This is a genomic window from Dermabacter sp. Marseille-Q3180, from assembly GCF_940792985.1.
Taxonomy (GTDB): domain Bacteria; phylum Actinomycetota; class Actinomycetes; order Actinomycetales; family Dermabacteraceae; genus Dermabacter; species Dermabacter vaginalis.
Window position 1 is genome coordinate 405,360 of the sequence record NZ_CALNWU010000001.1, and the last position, 20,860, is coordinate 426,219.

Genomic DNA, 20,860 nt, shown 5'->3' on the forward strand with positions numbered 1-20,860 from the left:
ATCGCTCCCAAGTATCGCATACGAATGCGCGGATCGTTTGCAGGAAAGTCATCGTCGGACCGGGTTTCGCACCCGTGCCACCCAAGGTGACTGCGAAACTGCCTGCACCTCCCCCACACACCAAGGCTCTTTTCGCGAAGCACCCATTGCATAAATCGCGTGGTCAACACGGTAAAAATGCCTGCGAGGAACGCTAGTAAAGGAGTAGAATGACACCCAACAATGGCGGGGATGAAAGTCCCGACCCGCCAACCTTGAGGTTCCTAGCCTGAAGGTGAATCCCCCTGTCCCTCTCTAGAAAAGGACGCCCATGGAAGCGCTCGATCTCGCGCGGTGGCAGTTCGGTATCACTACCGTCTACCACTTCATTTTCGTGCCGCTCACGATCGGTCTTTCGCTCCTTGTGGCGATCATGCAAACGATCGCTGTACGCGCAAAAGACCCCGTGAAGGCCGATTCGTGGACGCGCATCACGAAATTCTTTGGCTCAATGCTCATCGTGAACTTCGGTATTGGCATCGCGACCGGCATCGTCCAGGAGTTCCAGTTCGGCATGAACTGGTCTGAGTACTCCCGCTTCATGGGCGACATCTTCGGAGCGCCGCTCGCACTCGAAGGTCTCGCGGCCTTCTTTATGGAGTCAACCTTCCTCGGTCTGTGGATCTTCGGCTGGAACCGCCTCCCGAAGGGTCTGCACCTCCTCACGATCTGGATGGTGGCACTCGGCACTACTCTTTCGGCATACTTCATCATCGCCGCGAACTCCTTTATGCAGCACCCCGTCGCCGCGGTGTTCAACCCTGAGACGGGCCGCGCCGAGCTCGACCCGTCGCAGGGCGGCATCTTTGCACTCCTCACGAATGTCACGACCCTTGCCGCGTTTCCTCACGTGATCGCGGGCGCATGGCTCGTGGCAGGTTGCTTCGTGACCGGTATCGCCGCCTGGCACATGGTGAAAAACCACAAGCGCGCCGAGGACCAGGCCCTGACGAGCGAGGATCAGGCCGCTGCCGCCCACCTCGCGAAGAACGTATGGCGGCCCGCGACTCGTTTCGGTGTGCTCGTCATGGTCCTTTCCGCCGTCGGCCTTTTTGCCTCGGGCGACTTCCAGGGCAAGCTCATGTTCGAGCAGCAGCCCATGAAGATGGCGTCGGCTGAAGCGTTGTGCCACACCGAAACCGGCGCGAACTTCTCGATCCTCTCGGTCGCGGGTCCCCGCGCTTTCTCTCAGGACTGCGCAGACATCTCCCACATCATCGAAGTCCCCTACGTGACGTCGATCCTCGCGACGAATGATCCGAACGCGACCCTCAAGGGCGTGACCGAGCTCAACGCCGAATATAAGGAGAAATACGGCGCGACCGCCGTTGACGCGAGCGGCAAAACCGTCGAGGTTGACTACCGCCCGAACCTCTTCGTCACCTACTGGTCGTTCCGGCTCATGATCGGCTTCGCAATTTTCTGCGGCATCCTCGCCGTCTGGGCCTTCTGGATCACGCGTGGCAAGGGTAAAAACGCCCGAACCTCGGGCTCGACCTGGTTCGCGCGCTTCGCGATCCTCGCGATCCCCATGCCGTTCCTCGCGAACGCCTTCGGTTGGATCTTCACCGAGATGGGTCGCCAACCGTGGATCGTCGCGCCTTCACCCGATGGCGACCCGCTCGTACGACTTCTGACGATGCAAGGCGTCTCCGGCCACGAAGGCTGGCAGGTCATCGTCTCGCTCGTGGTCTTCACGCTCCTCTACGGTGTCCTCGCCGTTGTGTGGTACTACCTCATGCACAAGCAGGCCGTCAAAGACATCAAGGCTCCGCGTTCGGACTTGGCGAAGGAGAGTGCAGCTTCCGCTGAGCTCGATACCCCGACCATCAGCTTCGGCTACTGAGAGAAAGGAGTAGACAATCATGGAAGCAACGTTCCTACAGACCCTGTGGTTCATTCTCGTCGCAGTGCTGTTCCTCGGCTACTTCGTTCTCGAAGGCTTCGACTTCGGCGTGGGCATGAACGTCTTCGCGCTTGGGAAAGGCGAAGAAAAGCGCAAAAACCAGATCATCACCACCATCGGTCCCGTATGGGACGCCAATGAGGTGTGGATCCTCGTGGGTGGCGGCGCCCTCTTCGCGGCTTTCCCCGAGTGGTACGCGACGATGTTCTCGGGCTTTTACCTTGCGCTCATCATCATCCTCGTGGCACTCATCGTGCGTGTCTGCGCGTTCAAGTACCGCAACAAGGCGGAAAGCGCCTCGTGGAAGTTCGCATGGGACATCTGCCATTTCATCGGCGGTCTCGTTCCGGCCCTCATCTGGGGCGTGGCAGTGGGCAACATCGTTCGCGGTGTCAACATGGAGGCAAATGCCGGTGGGAAGAGCGTTGTGACTGATTCGCTCTTCGACTTGCTGAACCCCTTCGCGCTCCTGGCCGGCATCGTCTTCGTGCTCCTCTTCTGGCTGCACGGCACGCTGTTCCTCGCTCTTCGTACTACTGGCGAGGTTCGACACGACGCGAACAAGCTCGCGGGCGTCATCGCCATCCCGACCATCGTCGCGGCGGCAGCGTGGGTCCTGTGGGCCCAGCTCGCCTACTCGAATAACGCCTGGACGTGGATCCCGCTCGTCATCGCGGCGCTTGCCCTCATCGGTGCGCTCGTGTGCAACCGTGCAGGTCGCGAAGGCCTCGCGTTCGCCTCAACTTCGATCGCGATTGCCTTCGCCACGATCATGGCCTTCGGCGCAATCTTCCCGAACGTGCTGCCCGCAGCCAATAATCCGGCGCTTTCGCTGACCGTCATAAATGCCTCGAGCACCGAGTACACTCTTCGGGTGATGACGATCGCGACCGTGGTTCTTCTGCCGATCGTGCTCGCCTACCAGGCTTGGGCCTACTGGGTGTTCCGCGCTCGCGTCACGGGCAAGGGCTTCCCGGCCGCCCATGCGGCAAACCTCGCGCGAAAGGCGAAAGAGGGCTACCGCGAAGCCTTCGATACGGAAAGCTAAACCTCCTTTGGCCAAACGACAGCCTCCACTTGATCCGAGACTCCTCCGCCACGTTCATAGCGCTCGCGCGCATGTGATCCGCACGGTTGTTCTCGGCCTCGTGGAGGCTGTCTGCGCTATTACGACCGCGTGGTGCGTGGCCTTGCTCGGTTCCGATTTGCTCGCCGAGCGCACGTGGCCACACGAGAACCCACTCCCCCTTGCGATCCTCGCAGCAGCCCTTCTCATGCGCGCAGCCGCCGTGTGGTACACGCAAGCCACGGGTCATCGCGCCGCCACCGACACGATCGGGGAGCTTCGCCGCGCCGTCGTGGAAAAGAACGCGGCTCTTGGCCCCCGCGGACGCTCCGGCGAAGCAGCCTCGACCGCTGCCCTCGCCACTGCGGGACTCGAGAACTTGCGCCCCTACCTCACGGGCTACGTGCCCCAACTCGCCCTCTCGGCAACCGTCACCCCACTCGCGCTTCTCGCGATTGCCGTGTGGGACGTCACGAGCGCCATCGTCGCGTGCATCGCCCTCCCCCTCATCCCCATCTTCATGATCCTCATCGGGAAAATGACCGAGGGCTCTTCGGCACGCTCTCTTGCCACCATGCGCACCCTGTGGGCGGAAACTCTCGACCTCGTCGAGGGCTTGCCGACACTCCGCGCGCTCGGGCGCGCCAAAGGCTCCGAAAGGATCGTCGCGGATCTTGGCGAGCGCCATAAGAAGTCCGCGATGACGACTCTCGCGTGGGCGTTTCTTTCGAGTTTCGCTCTTGAACTGATCGCTACGCTCGGCGTCGCTCTCATTGCTGTCTCGATCGGGTTGCGCCTCGTCAGCGGCGGTATGGAACTCTTTCCCGGGATCGCCGTGCTCGTGCTCGCGGCCGAGGTGTACCTCCCCTTGCGTCTCGTGGGTCAACAGTTCCATGCCTCGACGGACGGCCTCGCGGCGGTCGATGCCGCCTTCGAGATCCTCAATGCCCCCGCAGCGGCGGGCAAAGTGGATACCGGTGACGAGGCCACCCGCCCCGCTGCCCCCTCGCTATCACGCACGAGTATTGTCCTGCGTGATCTGAGCGTTGCGGGGCGCGACCGTCTCGCGCCAGCCCACCTCACTGCCGTCATCACACCCGGCCAGATCACTGCCCTTCGCGGCGCAAGTGGCGAGGGAAAATCGACGACGATCGCCGCCATCCTCGGGCTCCTCACGCCGACCACGGGCGGCGTCCTGCTTCGCACTGAGGAAGGCAACAGTATTGCACTCAGCGAGATCGATCGAGAAAGCCTCTGGGCGCAGATCGCATGGCTGCCCCAGCGACCCGTCGTGGGCCCTGGCACCCTACGCGAGATCCTCCACGAGTCCCTTCCCGCGGGAATCGCCCCGGGAACCGAAGAGGCATGCGCCCTCATTACGAGGGCGTCACGTGCGACCGGTCTCGGCACACACGTCGCGGATGTTCACGGCTGGGACGTCGAACTTGGTCGCGGCGGGACCGGGCTTTCCGTCGGTCAGCGCCAGCGCGTCGCCCTCACAACCGCCCTCCTCGAGGCGAAACCGCTCGTCATTCTTGACGAACCCACTTCGCACCTTGACGGGGCGAGCGAGGCGATGATCGTTCGCCTGCTCGAGACGCTGCGCGAACAGGGCTCAAGCGTCCTCGTGACCGCCCATAGACAGGCTCTCCTCGATGTCGCCGACCAGGTGATCGATGTGTATGCGGCGGAGGTGTCCGTCCCGTGAAAATATCGTCGCGCGCTCTTTCGCGCATGCATGAGCTCATGGAGATCGGCCCGCGCCAGCTCACATCAGCGGTCGCCGCAGGTGCAGCGACACTCGCGAGCGCCTTTGCCCTCGCGGTTGTGTCGGGCTACCTCATTACAAAGTCGTGGACGATGCCGCCAGTTCTCGACCTTTCCGTTGCCGTCGTGTCCGTGCGTGCTCTTGGCATCTCCCGCGGCGTCTTTCGGTATTTCGAGCGCCTGCTCACGCACGATGCCGCCCTCACCGGCGTCGCGCGTCTGCGTACCAACATGTACGCGGGGCTTGCGAGCGCCCCCTCAGCCCTCGCAGGGCGCCTCAAACGCGGCGATCTACTCGCGCGTATCGGCGATGACGCCGAAGACATGGCGAACGATGTCATTCGTGCCGTGGTGCCCGCCCTCGTCGCACTCATCATGGCAGTCGCGATCCTTGCGACCATCGCCCCATTCTCGCCGATTGCGGCACTCGCCATGCTCGTTGGCCTCGCCTTCGCGACGATCATCGCCCCGTTCTTCGCCTTCAAGGCGGCGCTCTTTGCGGAGCGCGAACTCGTCGAGGCCCGCTCTCGCCTCAATACGCTCTCGCTTTTTGCCCTCGACAACGCTGATGTCCTTCGCGTAAAGGGGCAATGGAACAGCACCCTCGCCGACCTAGAGGCCGCCCAGGGACAGTTTGATGCGGCCCTCGACAAAGCGGCCGTGCCCTCGGCTTTCGCGCGCAGTAGCACCCAGATCGCTATGATCCCCGCGCTTCTCGGCTCGATTCTCGCCGCGGGCGCCGTCTACAACCTCGACACCACGGGGTTGCTTGGCGGCCTCATGGGCCACACGGCGGGCATCATCGGCGTCATCATTCTCGCCCCGTTGTCGAGCTTTGAAGCGGCATCTGTTCTCCCGCAAGCAGCCAGTCAGCGCGCACGGTCGATTGTCGCAGCTGAACGCCTCCACGAACTCGATCCGGGCAACACCCCGATCGCCTCAGCGTTCGACACTCGGGCAGGCTCGAGCGTGCGCGACGCTCTGCGCGCTGCGACAGAAGACGCGCAGTCGGCGATCGAGGGCCGCCGAGCCGTCGGCCCCACTTCTGCCGAAGACATGCCCGCGCCCGCGCGCACTGAACGCCCCGCCCCCGCCGTCCTGAGTGCATCTGGACTGACGACGGGCTGGAGTGCCGAGCATCCGCTCGCACACGGGCTTGAACTGAGCTTTACCCCGGGAAGTCGCACGCTCGTGTATGGCGCTTCGGGTCGTGGAAAGTCGACGCTCGGCCTGACCCTTGCGGGGCTTCTCACCCCGCTGAGCGGGCAAGTTGTGTATGGCGATACTCCCCTCACGTCGTTCACTCCGGCCGCGCTCGCCTCACGTGTGTCGTTTTACGCCGAGGACGCGCATGTGTTTGCGACGAGCCTTCGCGAGAATATTCGTGTTGTGCGCGGCGATCTCAGCGACGCAGAAATCCATCGCGCCCTCGACCTCGCGGGTCTCGGTGCCTGGGTTTCGGGGCTCGTTTCGGGGCTCGACACAATCCTTGGCAGTGGCGGTGAGGATGTCTCCGGGGGCGAACGGCGAAGGCTTCTTCTCGCTCGCGCGATCGCGCACGCTGCTCCCGTCACGATCCTCGACGAGCCCACCGAACACCTCAACCTCGACCTCGCGTCCTCACTCATGGGGGGTATCCTCACCCCGGGCCGGTTCTTCCCCGCCGATTCCACGGTCATCGTGATTACGCATGATCGACGCTTCACGGATTCGGGAGCGGCGGTTCTCGATCTCGACGCCCACAGCACGCATGAAGGGAGCACCCATGTCAAAAGCCACGAGAATTAGCGAGCTCACAGCAGCGGTTCTCAACGCCGAGGATCCCGACGACCTGCTCGATCTGCTCGCCGACACCGCCTTCGACATTCTCACGCCGGACTCACTTCTCGTGCTCCTCCCTCTCGACGATTCGACATGGGTGTGCGAGCTCGTTCGAGGGCGTTTCGCGCAAGAGCTTCTCGGGACTTCCGTATCCCACGCCTCAGGAAGTTCCAAGGCTGCGCGTCTCCCCTTCGTCCTCGACTACGACTCCCCCGATGACCTCAAGAAGCTCACGTGGAATGATCTCACTCACGCTCTTGCCGGTGAGCAGTTCGGCGATGGTGCGCTCGTAGGCTCGGAAATCGCGGCGTTCCCGATTGATGCGGGGGCCGCGAGGCGGGGTCTGCTCATCGCCGCTCGGCTGACGGATGAGGGTGCCGACGCTCCCTTGGCCTTCACCGAGGCAGAAACCGTGAGCGCTGCTTCGCTCGCCTCCCTCTTTTCGTTCGCTCTCAATGGCGCGACGGGACGCAGTGCGATCGAGGATGACCTCAATAACGAACGTCATCGCATCGCGCGCGATCTCCACGACCTCGCCATCCAAGAGCTTTTCGGCGTAGGGATGCAGCTCGAGACCGTCATGGCGCAAGCGTCGCGCTTTCCCGAGTATTCCGATGAAGGGCCGGTGGCGACGAGCCTCAAGGACTCGGTGGCGGGTATCGAACGCTCAATTGCGGAGATCCGCGGGATCGTTCAGTCCCTGCGTAACGAGACGATCGAGGTGACACTATCGCAGCGGCTTCGCCACGAATGCGGCCTCGCGATCGCTGGCCTCGGCTTCGTGCCGTCGCTCCAGCTCAATGCGCCGATCACCGAGATCGATGCGATCGAGGGTGAGCTCAAGGAAGATGTCGTCGCGGTCGTCAAGGAATGCCTCGCGAATGTGGCTCGCCACGCGCATGCGAGTGCGGTGTCGGTCAATATCACGCTCTTCAAGGAGGGCGTGGACACGGTCATTCAGGTGAACGTGAGCGATAACGGTCGGGGCATAGATCCGAGCATCACGCGCCGTTCGGGACTCGCGAATATGGGCTCGCGCGCACGGCGCCATCTCGGCTGGGTTGACTTCTACAACCTCGACCCGGGAACGATGGTGAGCTGGCGCGCGACGGTCGGCGCTTCCTAAACCGGAAGCAGCGATTCTACTTCCAGTCGGCGCGGCGGCGGGCCACAACCCACGCCGCCACCTGTGTGCGGCGCTGCAGCCCCATCTTGTGAAGGATGCCCGTGATGCGGTTTTTGACGGTTTTCTCGGCGACACCGAGCTGATCGGCGATCTCGCGGTTGGCGAGGCCGTCACCGATGAACTCGACAATGCGGCGTTCGACGGCGGAGAAGTCGAATTCGTCTTCGTTCGCACCACCCGCGGGCCACGCTGTTTCACCGTTCGCCACTTTGATGATCGTCGAGATGATCTCGTTTGAGCGCACGGACTTGAGCAGGAGACCGGAGGCGCCGGCTGCGCGTGACTCGCGGATCGCCGCATCGTCGTTGAACGAGGTGAGCACGAGCATGGTCTGGTTCTCGTTCTCCTGGCGTGCCGCGTTCATCACATCGATTCCGGTGCCGTCGGGAAGTTGGAGATCCGTGACGAGAATGTCCGGCTGCACGGCGGGGAGCCGACGCTTGGCTTCGCCCACGGTGCTTGCTTCGGCAACGACGCTGAGGCGTGCATCCGCGTCAATGACGGCAACGATGCCGCGACGCACGACTTCGTGGTCATCGACAATCATGACGCGGTATTGATCGCCGCTTACTTCGCTCACGCGCTATTCTCCAGTTCGATCGATCGGGTCGTCACATTCACTACCTGGACATCTTAGCCGAACAGGGACCAAATGCCCGCGCAAAACGGCGATTTGCGGGCGGTCTGCCTCACCACCGTTTTTAGCGTCGGCGCTGGCAGTAGGGGCAGAGATGGCTCGAGCGGTTTTGAAACTGGACTCGTACGAGGGCACGGCCGCAGCGTGGACATGGGGTGCCGTGCTTGCCGTAAGCCTTAAGTGACCGTGCGAAATAGCCGCTTCGGCCATCGACGTTCACGTAGAGCGCATCGAAGCTCGTGCCACCCACCTCGAGGGCGCGCTGCATGACATCGCGGCAGGCCGACAGAAGCTCCTTGACCTTTCGACTCGAGATCCCGATCGCGGGGCGCGCGAAATGCAGCCGCGCCTCCCACAGGCCCTCATCAGCGTAGATATTCCCGATCCCGCTGAGGGTGCTTTGATCCAGGAGGACGGATTTGATGGGGGCCGTGCGCATACGAATCCGGCGCACGAGGGAGCCCTCGTCGAGAAACGGATCGAGTAGGTCACGGGCAATATGGGCCGCGCTTTGCGGGATGAGCGGCAGATCGGTGCCCTCGCCTCCTGCACGAGCATCGGCTGTGCCGATCAGCGGGCTCACGTGCATCCCGCCAAAAATTCGCTGATCCACAAAATCGATGCGCGCACCGCCCTCCATGTGAAGGCGAATGCGTAGGTGGGTCGCGGGATCTGGCGCGGGTCCCTCGCTCACGTGCGGTTCCGACGCTTGATACGCCCCACGCCCTGCCCCGTCGCGAACACGAAGCTGGCCGCTCATGCCCAGATGCATGACGAGTGCTTCGCCGAGCGAAGGCGAGCTCGACGTCGCGCGGCAGGCGTCGGAAAGTGGTGCCCACAGGAATTTTCCGCGGCGCGCGACCTCCCGAATTTCCCGCCCCTCGAGTGCGCGCACGAAGCCCTCAACTCCATCCGCGTGGCGCTTGAGCGACCGCGACTCGAACACCTCCACCCGCTCGATCACGCGACGGGCCATAAAAGGCTCAAGACCGCGACGAACCACCTCGACTTCGGGAAGCTCGGGCATAAAGCACTCAGTCCTCGAACATCGTGAAGGTTTCGCCCCGCGCGCTGTAGTAGGCGAGAACGGCCCGGCGCGCAGCCTCCATTTCGGCGCCTTTCTTGCTCGTTCCCTCACCCGCACTCGCGAGCGAATCCCCCACGCTCACGTGTGCGCGGAAGTGCTCGGCGTCGCCCTCGGTCCACTCTTCATAGGTGTAGGTGGGAACGGCGCCGAGGAGCGCACCGATTTCTTGGAGACGCGACTTGTAGTCGAAGGCACCGAGCATGAAGGTGTCGTCGTCGAGGATCGGCGAAAGAAGTTCAAGCACAAACACGCGAGCTGCTTCCGCGCCAAGACTAAGGTGCACGGCTCCGATAATCGCCTCAACAGCATCCTCGAGAACCGAGTCGCGATCGCGGCCGCCCGTGAGCGCCTCCCCCTTGCCGAGCTTGATGTATGCGCCGAGATTGTGCAACCGCGCGATGTGCGAGAGCGCACGCGTACTCACGACCGTCGAACGGCGGCGTGAGAGCGAGCCCTGGGGAGCATCGGGAAAAGCGCGATAGAGGTGATCGGCAACGGCGAGGCCCAAGACAGCGTCGCCAAGGTATTCGAGGCGTTCGTTTTGCGGGCACTCATCATGCTCGAAGCTGTACGAGCGGTGCGTGAGTGCGAGATCGAGCAGATCTGGATCGAGCTCGCCTTTGAGCGGGAGCGAGGCAAGGAGCTCGGAGCGATCCTCGAGATGGGGAACGGCCTTCCGTTTGCTCTTGCGACTCACTTGGCGCCGCCCTCGCTTTCCTCGTCCGTGTCCAGGAGGCCGGCGAGTGCCGCGAAGCGCGGGTCGTACACCACGTGCTCGTGGTCGGGGTCTTCTTCCATGCGCTTGCCGCACTGCGGGCACAGGCCCGGACAATCCTCACGGCACAGTGGCTGGTAGGGAGCGGCCATGGCGAAAGCATCGTGCACGAGAGGACCGAGATCGATCACGTCGGCTTCGAGAACGGGGACGTCCTCTTCTTCGAGTTCCGCGGGAACTTTTTCGGGATAGGTGAAGAGCTCGTCGAAGCGCACGTCGAGGCGCTCCTCGACGGGGTCGAGGCAACGCGAGCATTCGGCGTGTACATCGGCGCTCGCCGTGCCCGTGACATAAATGCCTTCGTCAACCGATTCGAGGCTCGCTTCAACCTCGATCTCATCCCCGGGCCTGACGGCGAATTCGGGGTCGCCCACGGGCTGCGCGGAGGTGGCCGTGCGGCTTACGGTGCGCTGCGAACCAATTTTGTGGATGAGGTCGATCGCGTCGATCTCCAGATCGAGGCCCGCGTTGAAGGGCTTCTCGGCCTGGGCATCTTTCTTGTTGTGGGGGCGCTCCGAGCGCCGGCCCTTCATGTCGGTCATGAGTGCTCCTTTGAGTGTGCGGCGGAATGGGCATGTGCGGCCTCGAGTGCGCGAGCGGAGGCGGCGGGGAGGTACGGCGTGATGTCGCCACCGAGCGAGTAAATCTCGCGCACGAGCGAGCTTGAGACATGCGCGAGGGCCGGATCGGTAAGCAGGAACAGGGTGTCAAGCTCGCCGAGATCCATGTTCGCGCGCGCCATGGGCTCCTCATAGGCGAGGTCCTGGGCATTTCTGAGTCCCTTGACGAGGTGGGTCGCCCCAAGCTTTTTTGCACCGTCCACGAGGAGACCGGCGGGGAGCTTTTCAACGCTCGCCTTTTGGGCGAGTCCCTCGCTTTCGAGCGTCTCTCGGATCGCTTCGGTGCGCGCATCGAAGGGGATGCTCGCGCGCTTATTGGGGTTGTGGGCAACGGCGACGATGACGCGATCGCTAAGCGCGTGCGCGCGCCTCACGAGGTCGAGGTGGCCGAGCGTAAACGGGTCGAAGGAGCCCGGAATGAGCGCGGTGAGCATGCGTTAAGCCTACCGGCTTGCCTCCGTAATCGCAGGGTCGAGGTAGGTGAAGTATTCGACTCTCGTGTCGCCGAAATTGCGTTGTCCTTCGTCCACGAAATACTCGGGCAGCAAGGTCGGCTCACTGCGCGCGGAGCGTTCGAGAACGATCGTCGCCTCGTCCGCAAGCTGTCCCGCCTCTCCAAGCCCGGTCACAAGGCATGCAAGCTGGTCTGTGGCAACGGCGTAGGGCGGGTCGGCACACACGAGGGTGAAGGGCCCTTCGGGCCGGGGTCCGACGCTTGCCTGGCCGCACTCGATCCTGAGCTCATTTTCGAGGCCAAGCGCGCGTGCGGCCTCGCCGATCGCTTTGGCCGTGGGGCGATGAGCTTCGACGAGAACGGCAAACGCGGCGCCGCGCGACAGCGCTTCGAAGGCGAGTGCGCCAGTTCCGGCGTAGAGGTCGAGCACCGTGGCGCCCTCCACTGCTCCCCAGGCGTCGAGCCTCGAGAACATCGCTTCGCGCACGCGGTCGCTCGTGGGTCGCGTGCGGTTCGTGGGAGGGGATGGCACGGTGCGTCCGCCAAGCCTTCCGGCGATGATGCGGGGCACGTTCAACTCCTTTCGAGGTCGTCGACGCCGCGAGCGCTGTGACGCGCGATCGCGGAATCGAGGGCGTCGTGTTCGCTCGGGGTGGGCGGTGTGAGACTACTCGAGGTGAGGGAGCCTCGCGCAAGAGCCTCGGTCACGAGCGCATCTTCGCGGGCCTCGAGGATCATGCGCGCGTCACGCCCCACGTCGAGGAAGCGCACGGCAACGGACGTTCCCGACTGAATATCGCCCACGAGATCGCCGCCACCGCGTCGTTCGAGGTCGAGTTCTGCAAGGGCGAAACCATCGGTCGTCTCCGCAAGCTCCGTGAGCCCTTCATGTTGCGCACTCCCCCGGTCAAACTGCGTCGCAAAAAAGGCGATCCCCGGATGGGTCCCGCGCCCGATGCGACCGCGTAACTGGTGAAGCTGGGCGAGTCCGAAACGCTCGGCATCGAGCACGATCATGACGCTCGCGTTTGGCACGTCGACCCCCACTTCGATGACCGTGGTCGCCACGAGAATGTCAATCTCGCCTGCCGCGAAGGCCTCCATGCGCTCACGCTTGACGTCGCTTGGAAGCCTGCCGTGTAACTCTTCAATGCGCAGAGAGGAGAATCCCGGTTGTGCACGCAGCGTCTCGAGCGTTCCCGTCACCGCGTGAAGCGGCTGTGAAGTTTCTGGAGGGTGAGTGATCGGGGCACTCATATCGACGAGGGCACTCTCTTCTCCACCTTCGACGGTCTCATCGAGGTCGATTCGCGGACACACAACGAAAGCCTGGCGTCCCGCGCGGATTTCCTCGAGGGCGCGCTCCCACATGCGCTCACGCCATGCATCATCCCCGAGAGGCACAACGAACGACGACACCGCCGCGCCTTCGTGCGGGCACCCCTTGAGTGTGAGCGAATCGAGATCGCCTACGAGGGCGAGTGCCGCGGAGCGGGGGATCGGCGTTGCGGTCATCACCAGCATGTGTGGGCGAAGCTCCCCCGGTCCTTTCGAACGCAACTGCCGGCGGTGATCCACACCGAAGCGATGCTGCTCATCAATAATCACGAGGCCGAGCTTCAAAAAGTCGACGTTCTCGGTGAGCAGCGCGTGGGTGCCCACGGCGATCCCAGCTTCGCCGTTCATGAGGTCGAGCAGGCTCTCTCGGCGCTCGGCGGCCCTTTGTGCACCCACGAGGAGCCTCACGCGCGTGGCCGCTTCGTGTGCGTCCAGGTGGCCGTGGCGCGCGAGGTCGCCGAGCATTGTGGTGATCGTCGCGAAATGCTGCCGGGCGAGCACCTCTGTTGGGGCGAGAAGCACCGCCTGATAGCCGGAATCAACAGCACGCGCCATGGCGCGGAGCGCTACGACCGTTTTCCCCGAACCGACGTCACCTTGAAGGAGCAGGGACGTGGGGTGTGGCTCGGCGATCCTCTCGGCGATCTGGTCGCCCACCTCTTCTTGCGAGGGTGTGAGGTCGAACGGTAGGCGTTCGTCAAGGGCCCGACTGAGGTCGCCGTAGGTCGCGAGTGGCGGCGCGGAATCCGCGACGTCCTGAGCCCTGCGCCTCGCAAAGATCGACTGGATAATGAAGGCTTCCTCGAATCGAAAGTAGCGTAGGGCCCGCTCGATGTCCGCACTATTGCGGGGTGCGTGAAGAAGCCGCGCTGCCTCCTGGATTCCCGGCAGGTCGCGCTCATGCCGGATCGCCTCCGGGACCACCTCGCGCAGATCGCCCGTATGCCGCAGAACTTTGGAAAAAAGCGACCGCATCACCTTTTGCGTCACCGAACCGCGAAGCGGATACACGGGAGCGGGTTCGAGTGCCTTCTCGATGTCGCGTGCCTCGTGCGCGGAAGGGTTATCCGCGAGAAGAAGGTAATCGGGGTGGGCGATTTGGTTCTCGCCCCGGTACCGCGAGACCGTTCCGCTCACCAGCACGCGCGTGCCCTCGCGCAAGCGGCTCATGTGCCACGTCACGAGATGCGCTTTGAAGAGGAAGAACGTGAGTGAGAGGCTCTCGCCCTCGTCATCGCGCACACGCACGTCCAAGAGGGTGCCCTTGCGATTCTTCATCGTGCGCTCTCGCGTGCGCTCAACGGTCGCGATGACCGAGATATCCTCGCCTTCGTTCAAATAGCGAAGGTCGCGCAGAGGGCCGGGTGCAGCGTAACGGCGTGGAGGAACCCTCACGAGGTCCTCGAAGTTTCGTGCGCCGAGCCCGCGTGCGGCAGCACTTTCCTTAGGGGTGAGGAGGCCCGCGGGGAAACCGTCGGCCTTCGCCTGAACCACGCATGCTCCTTCCGCGCCGTCGATACTCACCGCATTCTTTCACGCCCCACCCACCGGTGTGGCTGACTACACAGGGGTTGCGGGCGCATCCCTATCGCTCTTCACGCGCAAGTGGGCTATGCTTTTGGGGTTGCCCAGCGCCACGCGGCTCGATCCGCTGCATGAGCCTCGGCGCACAAGATCAAGTACGTTAGCGATTATTCAGGAGAACACCGTGGCTTCCAAGTGTGACATTTGCGCCAAGGGCCCGAGCTTCGGCAAGAGCGTTTCCCACTCGCACCGTCGCACCTCGCGCCGCTGGAGCCCCAACATCCAGTCCGTGCGCACCGTGATCGGCGGCACCCCGAAGCGCCTCAACGTGTGCACCTCGTGCCTCAAGGCCGGCAAGGTTCAGCGCGCCGCCTGAGCATCCGGGCACTGCCCGAGCGAAAGCTTATGAAAGGACCTCCCCCAGGGGAGGTCCTTTTTCGCATGCCGCGGGGATCGTGATTTCGTAAGGAAGCTCCCCCGGTGCAGCCCCACGCGATTCGGTTTCCGGCTAAGCGCCTCTATTCGTGAGCACCCATCGGAGAAATCACGACCGCAAATCCGGGATCATCGCTCGCGGGCCGCAAGTCCCAGGTCGAAAATACCTGCGGGGCCGTGAAGCCCGCTGCCGAGGCATCCGCGATATAACTCTCGAGCGAGTACCCGCGCGCGGTGCCGAACCCCGCGACGAGCCTGCCCCCGGGGCGCAGGAGCCTCGCGAAGTTCTCGAGCACGCGGCGCCTGTCGCTTTCGGCGATGAACGACACCACGTTGCCCGCAGCAACGATCACGTCGAACGAAGCGAGTGCACTCTCCCCCAAAAGGTCGCAAGCGTCCGCGAGATCGCCTGCGATCCACTGTGGCCCGGGCGACGTTTGCGCGGCATACGCCACGAGCGTGGGATCGAGGTCGATACCCACAACGTCATGGCCGCGCCTTGCGAGTTCCGCGCCCACGCGGCCCGTGCCACTGCCGGCATCGAGAATTCTCGCCTCGCGCGGCGCAAGCGCATCGATCAGTCGTGCCTCACCGTCGAGGTCCTTGCCCGCTTCACGCATGCGCTCCCAGCGCGCGATGTACCACTCAGAATGACCAGGATTGCGCTCGAGGTTGCGGGTCCACTGGGACTTTCCACGCGAGTTGGAGGCGGAGTTCGTGGGAATTATTGGCAGGGAAGGCATGCCCCCACCCTAGAGGGAAAAATGGTCCCATCCGTGCATCGCGAGCGGAGCGCCGTCGAGCAACACGGTCCCCTCCCCCTCGCACGGGAGAACACGGCCAATCTCGCGGAATTCGGCGCGCACCTCGGTGCTCTCGGCCCACACGTTCGCAGGGAAGGTCGCAAGCATGAGGTGTTCCTCCCCCGAGCCGAGCACCCACTCCATCGCGTCTACACCGAAAATATCGGCGAGTGGAGCAAGGAGGGCCCGGTCACTCTCAAGAGCGGCTCGTGAAAGATCCAAATTTACGTCGCTCGCACGAGCGATCCGGCTCGCATCGCGCACGAGCCCGTCGGAGATGTCGATCATCGCGCTCGCGCGGCACCCCGAGTTCCATCCCCTTGCGATCGCAGGCTCGGGTGCAAGGTGCCACGCAAATGCGCGCTTGGCGAGCCTCGCGACCGCTCCACCCCCCGCTTCAATATCTGGCAGGGTGGCGTCGGCCTTCCCGAGCACCTGCGCGAGACCGGCACTGCTGAGTCCGAGTAGGTCCCCGCCCACCGCAAGAACGTCCCCGGCCCGTGCGCCCGAGCGCACAATGGCCGTGCCTGGCTCCCTAAGCTCGCCGATCGCCGTGATCGAAATCGTCAGCTCACGCGCCGTACCGAGATCCCCGCCAATCACCGAAGCGCCGTGGGAGTGCGCCTCGAGCGCGATTCCCTCAGCGATCCCCTCGAGCACCGCGATTGGCGTGGCCTTACCCGCGAGAACGGTCGTCAGCAGCCAGCGTGGCCGCGCCCCCATCGAGGCGACATCCGCGAGGTTCTGCACGGCAGCCTTGCGGCCAATGCTCACGGGATCGGAAATACCGAGAATGAAGTCGTATCCCTCGACGATCGCATCGGTCGTGAACACGAGCTCCCCGGCGGCGCGAACAACGGCGCAGTCATCGCCAGGGCCCACGATGACCGCATCATCGCGATGCTGAAAAAACGGGACGATTCGCTCGAGGATCCCCGACTCACCAAGCTCGCCGAGGCTTGTCTCGTGCTGCCGCACTCAAATCCCTCGAAGCTTTCCTTCGAAGCTGATCTCTTTCGCGACGGTGCGATAGCCGAGGCGTTCGTTCACGGCGTTCATATGGGTGTTGGTGTGGTTCGTGTACGTGCGCAGCACATCGACTTTTGACTCGGTTTCGGTCAGGAGGCGATGCGTCATGAGCTTGAGCGCGAGGCCAAGATTATGCCCGCGGTGCTCGGGCATGACCAGGGTGATGGCCTGCTCGCCAAGTCGCGAACCATCCTCGCGAAACATCACGTACGACGTCCCAGCAAACGTGCCGTTCGACGCGAGGGCGACCGCCGTGAGGCGGCGATAGCCCCGCTCAGCGCTCCTCGCTTCGGTCGCTCGGACCCGCTCCTCGTCGAAGTTGGGCTTCTCAAGTGAAGAATCCTCAGTCGGGGCATCCGCGAACATCTGATTCAGCAGCACACACCACTGCTCCATGTGCTCCTCAGGGACGTCCCCTTCCCAGGTAATGATGCGGTACTTGCCGAGGGAAGCTTCGACCTCGACGTGGAGGTCTTCGACGAGGTCGCGATCGAGCGGGAGCGACACCGTGCTCACGAACTCCGTGGCGACCTTCGCGAGGCCAAGCCGGGTCGCGATCCTTGAAGCCGGAAGCTCGTTTTCCGCCTGAGTTGAATCCACGTGGGTGAGCGCATAGCCGAAAGCCTTCGGGCGCTCCTCGTGCGTCATGATGTCCCGAAGAGCATCCGTGAGCATCGTGCCAATGCCTTTGCCTCGCCACGCCGGGTACACCACGAGGTCGATCTCCTGCGTATCAGTGTTCTCCGCGAGAGGAAGCTCAAGTTCAGCGAATCCGGCGATCATGCGCGCGCCTTCAAGACTCTCAACCTCGGCCACGAGTTGATAGGAACGCTTCCGATCGGTGTCCGCGTGTTCAGCACGAAGCTCGGCGGGCGTGCGACGCTCGTGGGCGCCGCAGAATTCTTCGTCTAGCACGCGATGAAGATCCCAGTACTGTTTGAGCTCGGCGTCGCTCGATTCGTCGAGGAATCGCACAGTGACGTGCGGCCCTTCGGGGAAAAGCTGCTCGGTGCGGGGCGTCAGTGCGTACTTCTCGCTCATGGTCACAAAGATTATCAGCTTTCGTCCAGGCACTCACTATGCGGTCAGAGAGTTAGGCTGGTGTTCATGATTGACACACCCACGGCTGCCGCTCGCCCGCGCCACGCCTTCCGCGCGATCACCAGCGTGCTCGCGCTCGGGTGCACCCTTACCCTTACCGCGTGTGGTGCCGTCGCTGTCCCACCCCCCGAAGCCGACGCCACCAACCCCCGCTGCGCGGAGATCATCGTGGCACTTCCGGAGGTGCTCCTTGGCCTCAGCCGCAGCGAAACCACCGCCCAATCAACAGCGGCTTGGGGCTCGGGAGAAGACACAATCGTGCTCCGGTGCGGCGTGACCCCTCCCCCGCCTACAACCGACCTGTGCACGACGATCGCCTCGCGAAGTGGCACGGAGATCGACTGGATCGTCAAGGAAGACGACAAGCGCGGGATCGTGCACATGACGACCTACGGTCGCGAACCCGCGGTTGACCTTACCGTGCCGCGCGAAGTTGCACCCGATCAACCAAGTGCGGCAGCGATCGACCTCGCCGGCCTTCTTTCGCGCATTCCGCAATCGGGAGGGCGATGCCTCGCGTTCGACGACGCTGAAGAGCTCTGAGAGCAAAGCCCCTAGCGGAGCCCCACGCCACGGTCGAGCGCGTTGTCGATCAGGCGTGAGATCAGGTCGGTGTACGAAAGACCCATGTTCTCCCACAGCACGGGGAACATCGAGATCTGGGTGAAGCCCGGCATTGTGTTGACCTCGTTGACGATCACTTCGCCCGCCCCGGTCACGAACACATCTACGCGCGCGAGCCCCTCGAGCTCGAGAGCATCGAATGCACGTGCGGCCACCTCGCGCACCGAGGCGATGTGGGCCGCGGGAATGGACGCGGGGATCTCGATCGTGACGGTTCCCTTGCCGAAGTACTTCGATTCGTAGTCATAAAAAGCGAGGTCTTCGCCGATCACGACCTCACCCGGAAGACTCGTGCGCGGCGCCTGCCCGCTCTCGCCCTGGAGAACGCCGCATTCGACCTCGCGCCCCTCGACTCCCTGTTCGATGAGCACCTTCGGGTCGAAGCGGAAGGCCTCATCGAGGGCAGAATCGAGATTCTCGAGGGCATCAACCTTCGTCACGCCGAAGCTCGAGCCCGCGCGCGCCGGCTTAACGAACAGCGGAAAAGCGAGGCTGGAAGCGCGTTCGCGCACCGCCGCTCGAGGTTCACTCGCACGTGCGACGACCCCGCGGGCGACGTTGAGACCCGCACCTTCGAGAATGCGTTTCGTGAAGTCCTTATCCATCGATACAGCGGAAGCAAGCACGCCTGAACCCACGTAAGGGACGTCCCATAGTTCAAAGAGTCCCTGGATTGTGCCGTCTTCGCCGTAAGGGCCGTGGAGAAGCGGAAACACCGCGTCGATATCGGCGAGATGCTCAAGGCGTCCGCCATCGCGCACGACGCGCAGCTCCACTTTCCCCTTACCAAGGCGCGATTGTTGGAGGATGATTTCGTCGCCCGAGTCTGGCACGTGCGGGGCAGTGCCATCCGTGATCTGCCAGTGGTCGGGGTCACCCGTGACCTCAACGAAACGGCCCTCGCTTGTCACCCCGATCGGGACAACGGTGAAGCGCGAGCGGTCAATCTGGCGCAGAATACCACCCGCGGTCACGCACGAAATGCCGTGCTCGCTTGAGCGACCGCCAAAGATCAGCGCAATGGTATGCACGTGAGCTCCTCTATTCGAATCGGACGGAACGCGAAAGCAGTGCGCTCGTCACCTCGGCAATGTTACGCCCGCAATCAACCACATCGACCAGGGCGCGCGTAATGGGCAGGTCGAGATGCGAGCGGTCGGCGAGGTCCGCCACAGCTCTCGCCGTGGGTACGCCTTCGGCGGTTTGTCCGACGCTTGCTTTGGCCTCCTCGAGGCTCTGCCCTTCACCGAGTGCCTTCCCGAGCCGGAAATTCCGTGACAAAGGCGACGCACACGTGGCGACGAGATCCCCCATTCCCGCGAGGCCCGCAAAGGTCGAAGGTTCGGCGCCGAGGGAAACCCCGAGCCGCGTAATTTCGGCAAGGCCGCGCGTGATGAGGGACGCGCGAGTGTTGTCGCCATAGCCGAGGCCGGCCGCAGCGCCCACGGCAATCGCGATGACATTCTTCATCGCACCCGCGACCTCGATTCCGGTCACGTCTCGACTCACGTACGCGCGAAAATACGGGGCGGAGCACCATGAGGCCACTTCGCGAGCCGTGATCTCGCTCGTGGAGGCAATGACCGAAGCACACGGTTGCTCGCGCGCAATCTCGCGAGCAAGGTTCGGGCCGGACAGCACCGCGATGAGATCTTCGCTCACAGCGCCGGACTGCGCGATGATCTGCGACATGCGCTCGTCGCTTCCCCGCTCGATGCCCTTGATGAGGGAAACGACGGGAACGCGAGGCAGGCGTGGCCACGCCTCAAGGCATGCCCGCAAGGATTGGGCGGGAACCGCAAGCACGATGCCGCGTGCCCCTTCGAGAACATGAGCGATATCGCTCGAGGCTTCGATTCTCGCGGGAAGATGTAGGCCGGGCACGTAACTTGCATTCTCACGAGCCTTCGTGATCTCTGTGGCGAGTTCCTCGCGGCGTGCCCACAAACGCACGTCGTTGCCGCCCTTGGCGAGCATATGCGAGAACACCGTGCCCCAGGAGCCAGCGCCAAGAACGGCGATGTGCCCCGTGCATGCGCCCGCGCTACCGGGAACGTTCACCGTCACCCGACGTCAGCTGGCGGTTGCGACGAATGCCGCGCGTGATACTCGCACGTCGAGACCTGCCTGCCGAGAGCCGCGCGGCCTCCCGGCGCCTCAGAGTGGCCGGTGCGCGCTTCGCGAGAGTGTGGATCGCCGAAGCGTGCATCATGCGGCGCGGCCCGAACGTGAGACGGCCGCGGATCGTGCGGTATTTGACTGCGGTGGTGATGCGCACGAGGTCCCCGCCGGGCTCGACGGCCACACCGATACGGATCGTGAGCGACGGCGTGTCGTCAATAATGAGCGCTTCCGAACCCACGACCTCGCTCACGAAACGCTCACGCTCGGGCGGGGGCACGAGATCGAAGAGGCGAATAGCCTCGTCGCGTACAGCTCGAGCGCCGCGCGAGGTCAGCGTTGCGTTCTCATGGGAAAAGATTGCCTCGGCCCACACACGCGGATCGGGCTCATCCACCCCTTTCGTGGGCACGATGACCACATCGCAGTAATCCGGCACCGGAATATCGCGAAGCGCAAGCGACGCGTAGCGCCCCTGGGACGCTTCGGTCACGCGCACGCCAGGAATATCGTTCACCGCTGGCTCC

Annotated in this window: 20 protein-coding genes; 7 read left to right on the forward strand and 13 right to left on the reverse strand. The window is 63.6% G+C overall.

What is annotated here, in order from left to right; genetic code table 11:
* The first annotated feature begins 310 nt into the window (after positions 1 to 310).
* The 5 genes from NBW56_RS01860 (at position 311) to NBW56_RS01880 (ending at position 7,725) form a co-directional block, all read left to right on the forward strand.
* A complete protein-coding gene (locus tag NBW56_RS01860; RefSeq protein ID WP_250257761.1) occupies positions 311 to 1,885 on the forward strand; it encodes a cytochrome ubiquinol oxidase subunit I in 1,575 nt (524 codons plus the stop codon).
* A gap of 19 nt (positions 1,886 to 1,904) precedes the next feature.
* Positions 1,905 to 2,993: a cytochrome d ubiquinol oxidase subunit II gene (gene cydB, locus NBW56_RS01865; RefSeq protein ID WP_250257762.1), complete on the forward strand. Its 1,089-nt coding sequence runs from the start codon at positions 1,905 to 1,907 to the stop codon at positions 2,991 to 2,993.
* A 73-nt stretch (positions 2,994 to 3,066) separates the two neighbouring features.
* On the forward strand, positions 3,067 to 4,719 hold the full coding sequence (gene cydD, locus NBW56_RS01870; RefSeq protein WP_250257763.1) for a thiol reductant ABC exporter subunit CydD: 1,653 nt from the start codon (positions 3,067 to 3,069) through the stop codon (positions 4,717 to 4,719).
* Positions 4,716 to 6,566: a thiol reductant ABC exporter subunit CydC gene (cydC, locus tag NBW56_RS01875; protein WP_250257764.1), complete on the forward strand. Its 1,851-nt coding sequence runs from the start codon at positions 4,716 to 4,718 to the stop codon at positions 6,564 to 6,566. Before cydD ends, cydC begins: the two co-directional genes overlap by 4 nt.
* Entirely contained in the window at positions 6,544 to 7,725 is a 1,182-nt protein-coding gene (locus NBW56_RS01880; protein ID WP_250257765.1) for a sensor histidine kinase, read from the forward strand. Before cydC ends, NBW56_RS01880 begins: the two co-directional genes overlap by 23 nt.
* A gap of 16 nt (positions 7,726 to 7,741) precedes the next feature.
* Here NBW56_RS01880 and NBW56_RS01885 read toward each other — a convergent pair whose 3' ends face one another.
* The 7 genes from NBW56_RS01885 to NBW56_RS01915 all read right to left on the reverse strand — a co-directional run bounded on the left by NBW56_RS01885 (position 7,742) and on the right by NBW56_RS01915 (position 14,190).
* A complete protein-coding gene (locus tag NBW56_RS01885) occupies positions 7,742 to 8,365 on the reverse strand; it encodes a response regulator (protein WP_065247950.1) in 624 nt (207 codons plus the stop codon).
* 121 nt (positions 8,366 to 8,486) lie between these two features.
* Entirely contained in the window at positions 8,487 to 9,449 is a 963-nt protein-coding gene (gene mutM, locus NBW56_RS01890; protein ID WP_250257766.1) for a bifunctional DNA-formamidopyrimidine glycosylase/DNA-(apurinic or apyrimidinic site) lyase, read from the reverse strand.
* Positions 9,450 to 9,456: 7 nt separating this feature from the next.
* Complete coding sequence (gene rnc / locus NBW56_RS01895; protein WP_250257767.1) at positions 9,457 to 10,206, reverse strand: ribonuclease III; 750 nt, start codon at positions 10,204 to 10,206, stop codon at positions 9,457 to 9,459.
* Positions 10,203 to 10,826: a YceD family protein gene (locus NBW56_RS01900; RefSeq protein WP_250257768.1), complete on the reverse strand. Its 624-nt coding sequence runs from the start codon at positions 10,824 to 10,826 to the stop codon at positions 10,203 to 10,205. The genes rnc and NBW56_RS01900 overlap by 4 nt, the downstream gene beginning before the upstream one ends.
* A complete protein-coding gene (coaD, locus tag NBW56_RS01905) occupies positions 10,823 to 11,338 on the reverse strand; it encodes a pantetheine-phosphate adenylyltransferase (RefSeq protein ID WP_065247954.1) in 516 nt (171 codons plus the stop codon). Before coaD ends, NBW56_RS01900 begins: the two co-directional genes overlap by 4 nt.
* A gap of 9 nt (positions 11,339 to 11,347) precedes the next feature.
* Positions 11,348 to 11,929: an RsmD family RNA methyltransferase gene (locus tag NBW56_RS01910; RefSeq protein WP_065247955.1), complete on the reverse strand. Its 582-nt coding sequence runs from the start codon at positions 11,927 to 11,929 to the stop codon at positions 11,348 to 11,350.
* 2 nt (positions 11,930 to 11,931) lie between these two features.
* Positions 11,932 to 14,190: an ATP-dependent DNA helicase RecG gene (locus NBW56_RS01915; RefSeq protein WP_250257769.1), complete on the reverse strand. Its 2,259-nt coding sequence runs from the start codon at positions 14,188 to 14,190 to the stop codon at positions 11,932 to 11,934.
* A 214-nt stretch (positions 14,191 to 14,404) separates the two neighbouring features.
* On the opposite strand from NBW56_RS01915, the gene rpmB reads away from it, so the two are divergent.
* A complete protein-coding gene (rpmB, locus tag NBW56_RS01920; protein ID WP_065247957.1) occupies positions 14,405 to 14,596 on the forward strand; it encodes a 50S ribosomal protein L28 in 192 nt (63 codons plus the stop codon).
* A 142-nt stretch (positions 14,597 to 14,738) separates the two neighbouring features.
* Here the strand turns inward: rpmB and NBW56_RS01925 are convergent, their stop codons facing one another.
* Genes NBW56_RS01925 through NBW56_RS01935 form a run of 3 tightly spaced genes read right to left on the reverse strand, consistent with a single transcriptional unit; the run spans position 14,739 to position 17,528 of the window.
* Complete coding sequence (locus NBW56_RS01925) at positions 14,739 to 15,398, reverse strand: class I SAM-dependent methyltransferase (protein WP_250257770.1); 660 nt, start codon at positions 15,396 to 15,398, stop codon at positions 14,739 to 14,741.
* Between the two features lie 9 nt (positions 15,399 to 15,407).
* Positions 15,408 to 16,436, reverse strand: coding sequence for a thiamine-phosphate kinase (gene thiL, locus NBW56_RS01930; RefSeq protein WP_250257771.1), 1,029 nt, complete (start codon positions 16,434 to 16,436; stop codon positions 15,408 to 15,410).
* On the reverse strand, positions 16,437 to 17,528 hold the full coding sequence (locus tag NBW56_RS01935; protein ID WP_250257772.1) for a GNAT family N-acetyltransferase: 1,092 nt from the start codon (positions 17,526 to 17,528) through the stop codon (positions 16,437 to 16,439).
* 66 nt (positions 17,529 to 17,594) lie between these two features.
* Here NBW56_RS01935 and NBW56_RS01940 point away from each other — a divergent pair, with 66 nt between their 5' ends.
* Positions 17,595 to 18,131 carry a DUF3515 family protein gene (locus NBW56_RS01940; protein WP_250257773.1) on the forward strand — a complete coding sequence of 179 codons (537 nt, stop codon included), beginning with the start codon at positions 17,595 to 17,597 and terminating at the stop codon, positions 18,129 to 18,131.
* Positions 18,132 to 18,142: 11 nt separating this feature from the next.
* On the opposite strand, the gene NBW56_RS01945 is transcribed toward NBW56_RS01940, so the two are convergent.
* Genes NBW56_RS01945 through NBW56_RS01955 form a run of 3 tightly spaced genes read right to left on the reverse strand, consistent with a single transcriptional unit; the run spans position 18,143 to position 20,850 of the window.
* Complete coding sequence (locus NBW56_RS01945) at positions 18,143 to 19,243, reverse strand: D-alanine--D-alanine ligase family protein (RefSeq protein ID WP_250257775.1); 1,101 nt, start codon at positions 19,241 to 19,243, stop codon at positions 18,143 to 18,145.
* 10 nt (positions 19,244 to 19,253) lie between these two features.
* Positions 19,254 to 20,273: an NAD(P)H-dependent glycerol-3-phosphate dehydrogenase gene (locus NBW56_RS01950; protein ID WP_284346087.1), complete on the reverse strand. Its 1,020-nt coding sequence runs from the start codon at positions 20,271 to 20,273 to the stop codon at positions 19,254 to 19,256.
* Positions 20,257 to 20,850, reverse strand: coding sequence for a hypothetical protein (locus NBW56_RS01955; RefSeq protein ID WP_250257776.1), 594 nt, complete (start codon positions 20,848 to 20,850; stop codon positions 20,257 to 20,259). The genes NBW56_RS01950 and NBW56_RS01955 overlap by 17 nt, the downstream gene beginning before the upstream one ends.
* Between the last annotated feature and the right edge of the window lie 10 nt (positions 20,851 to 20,860).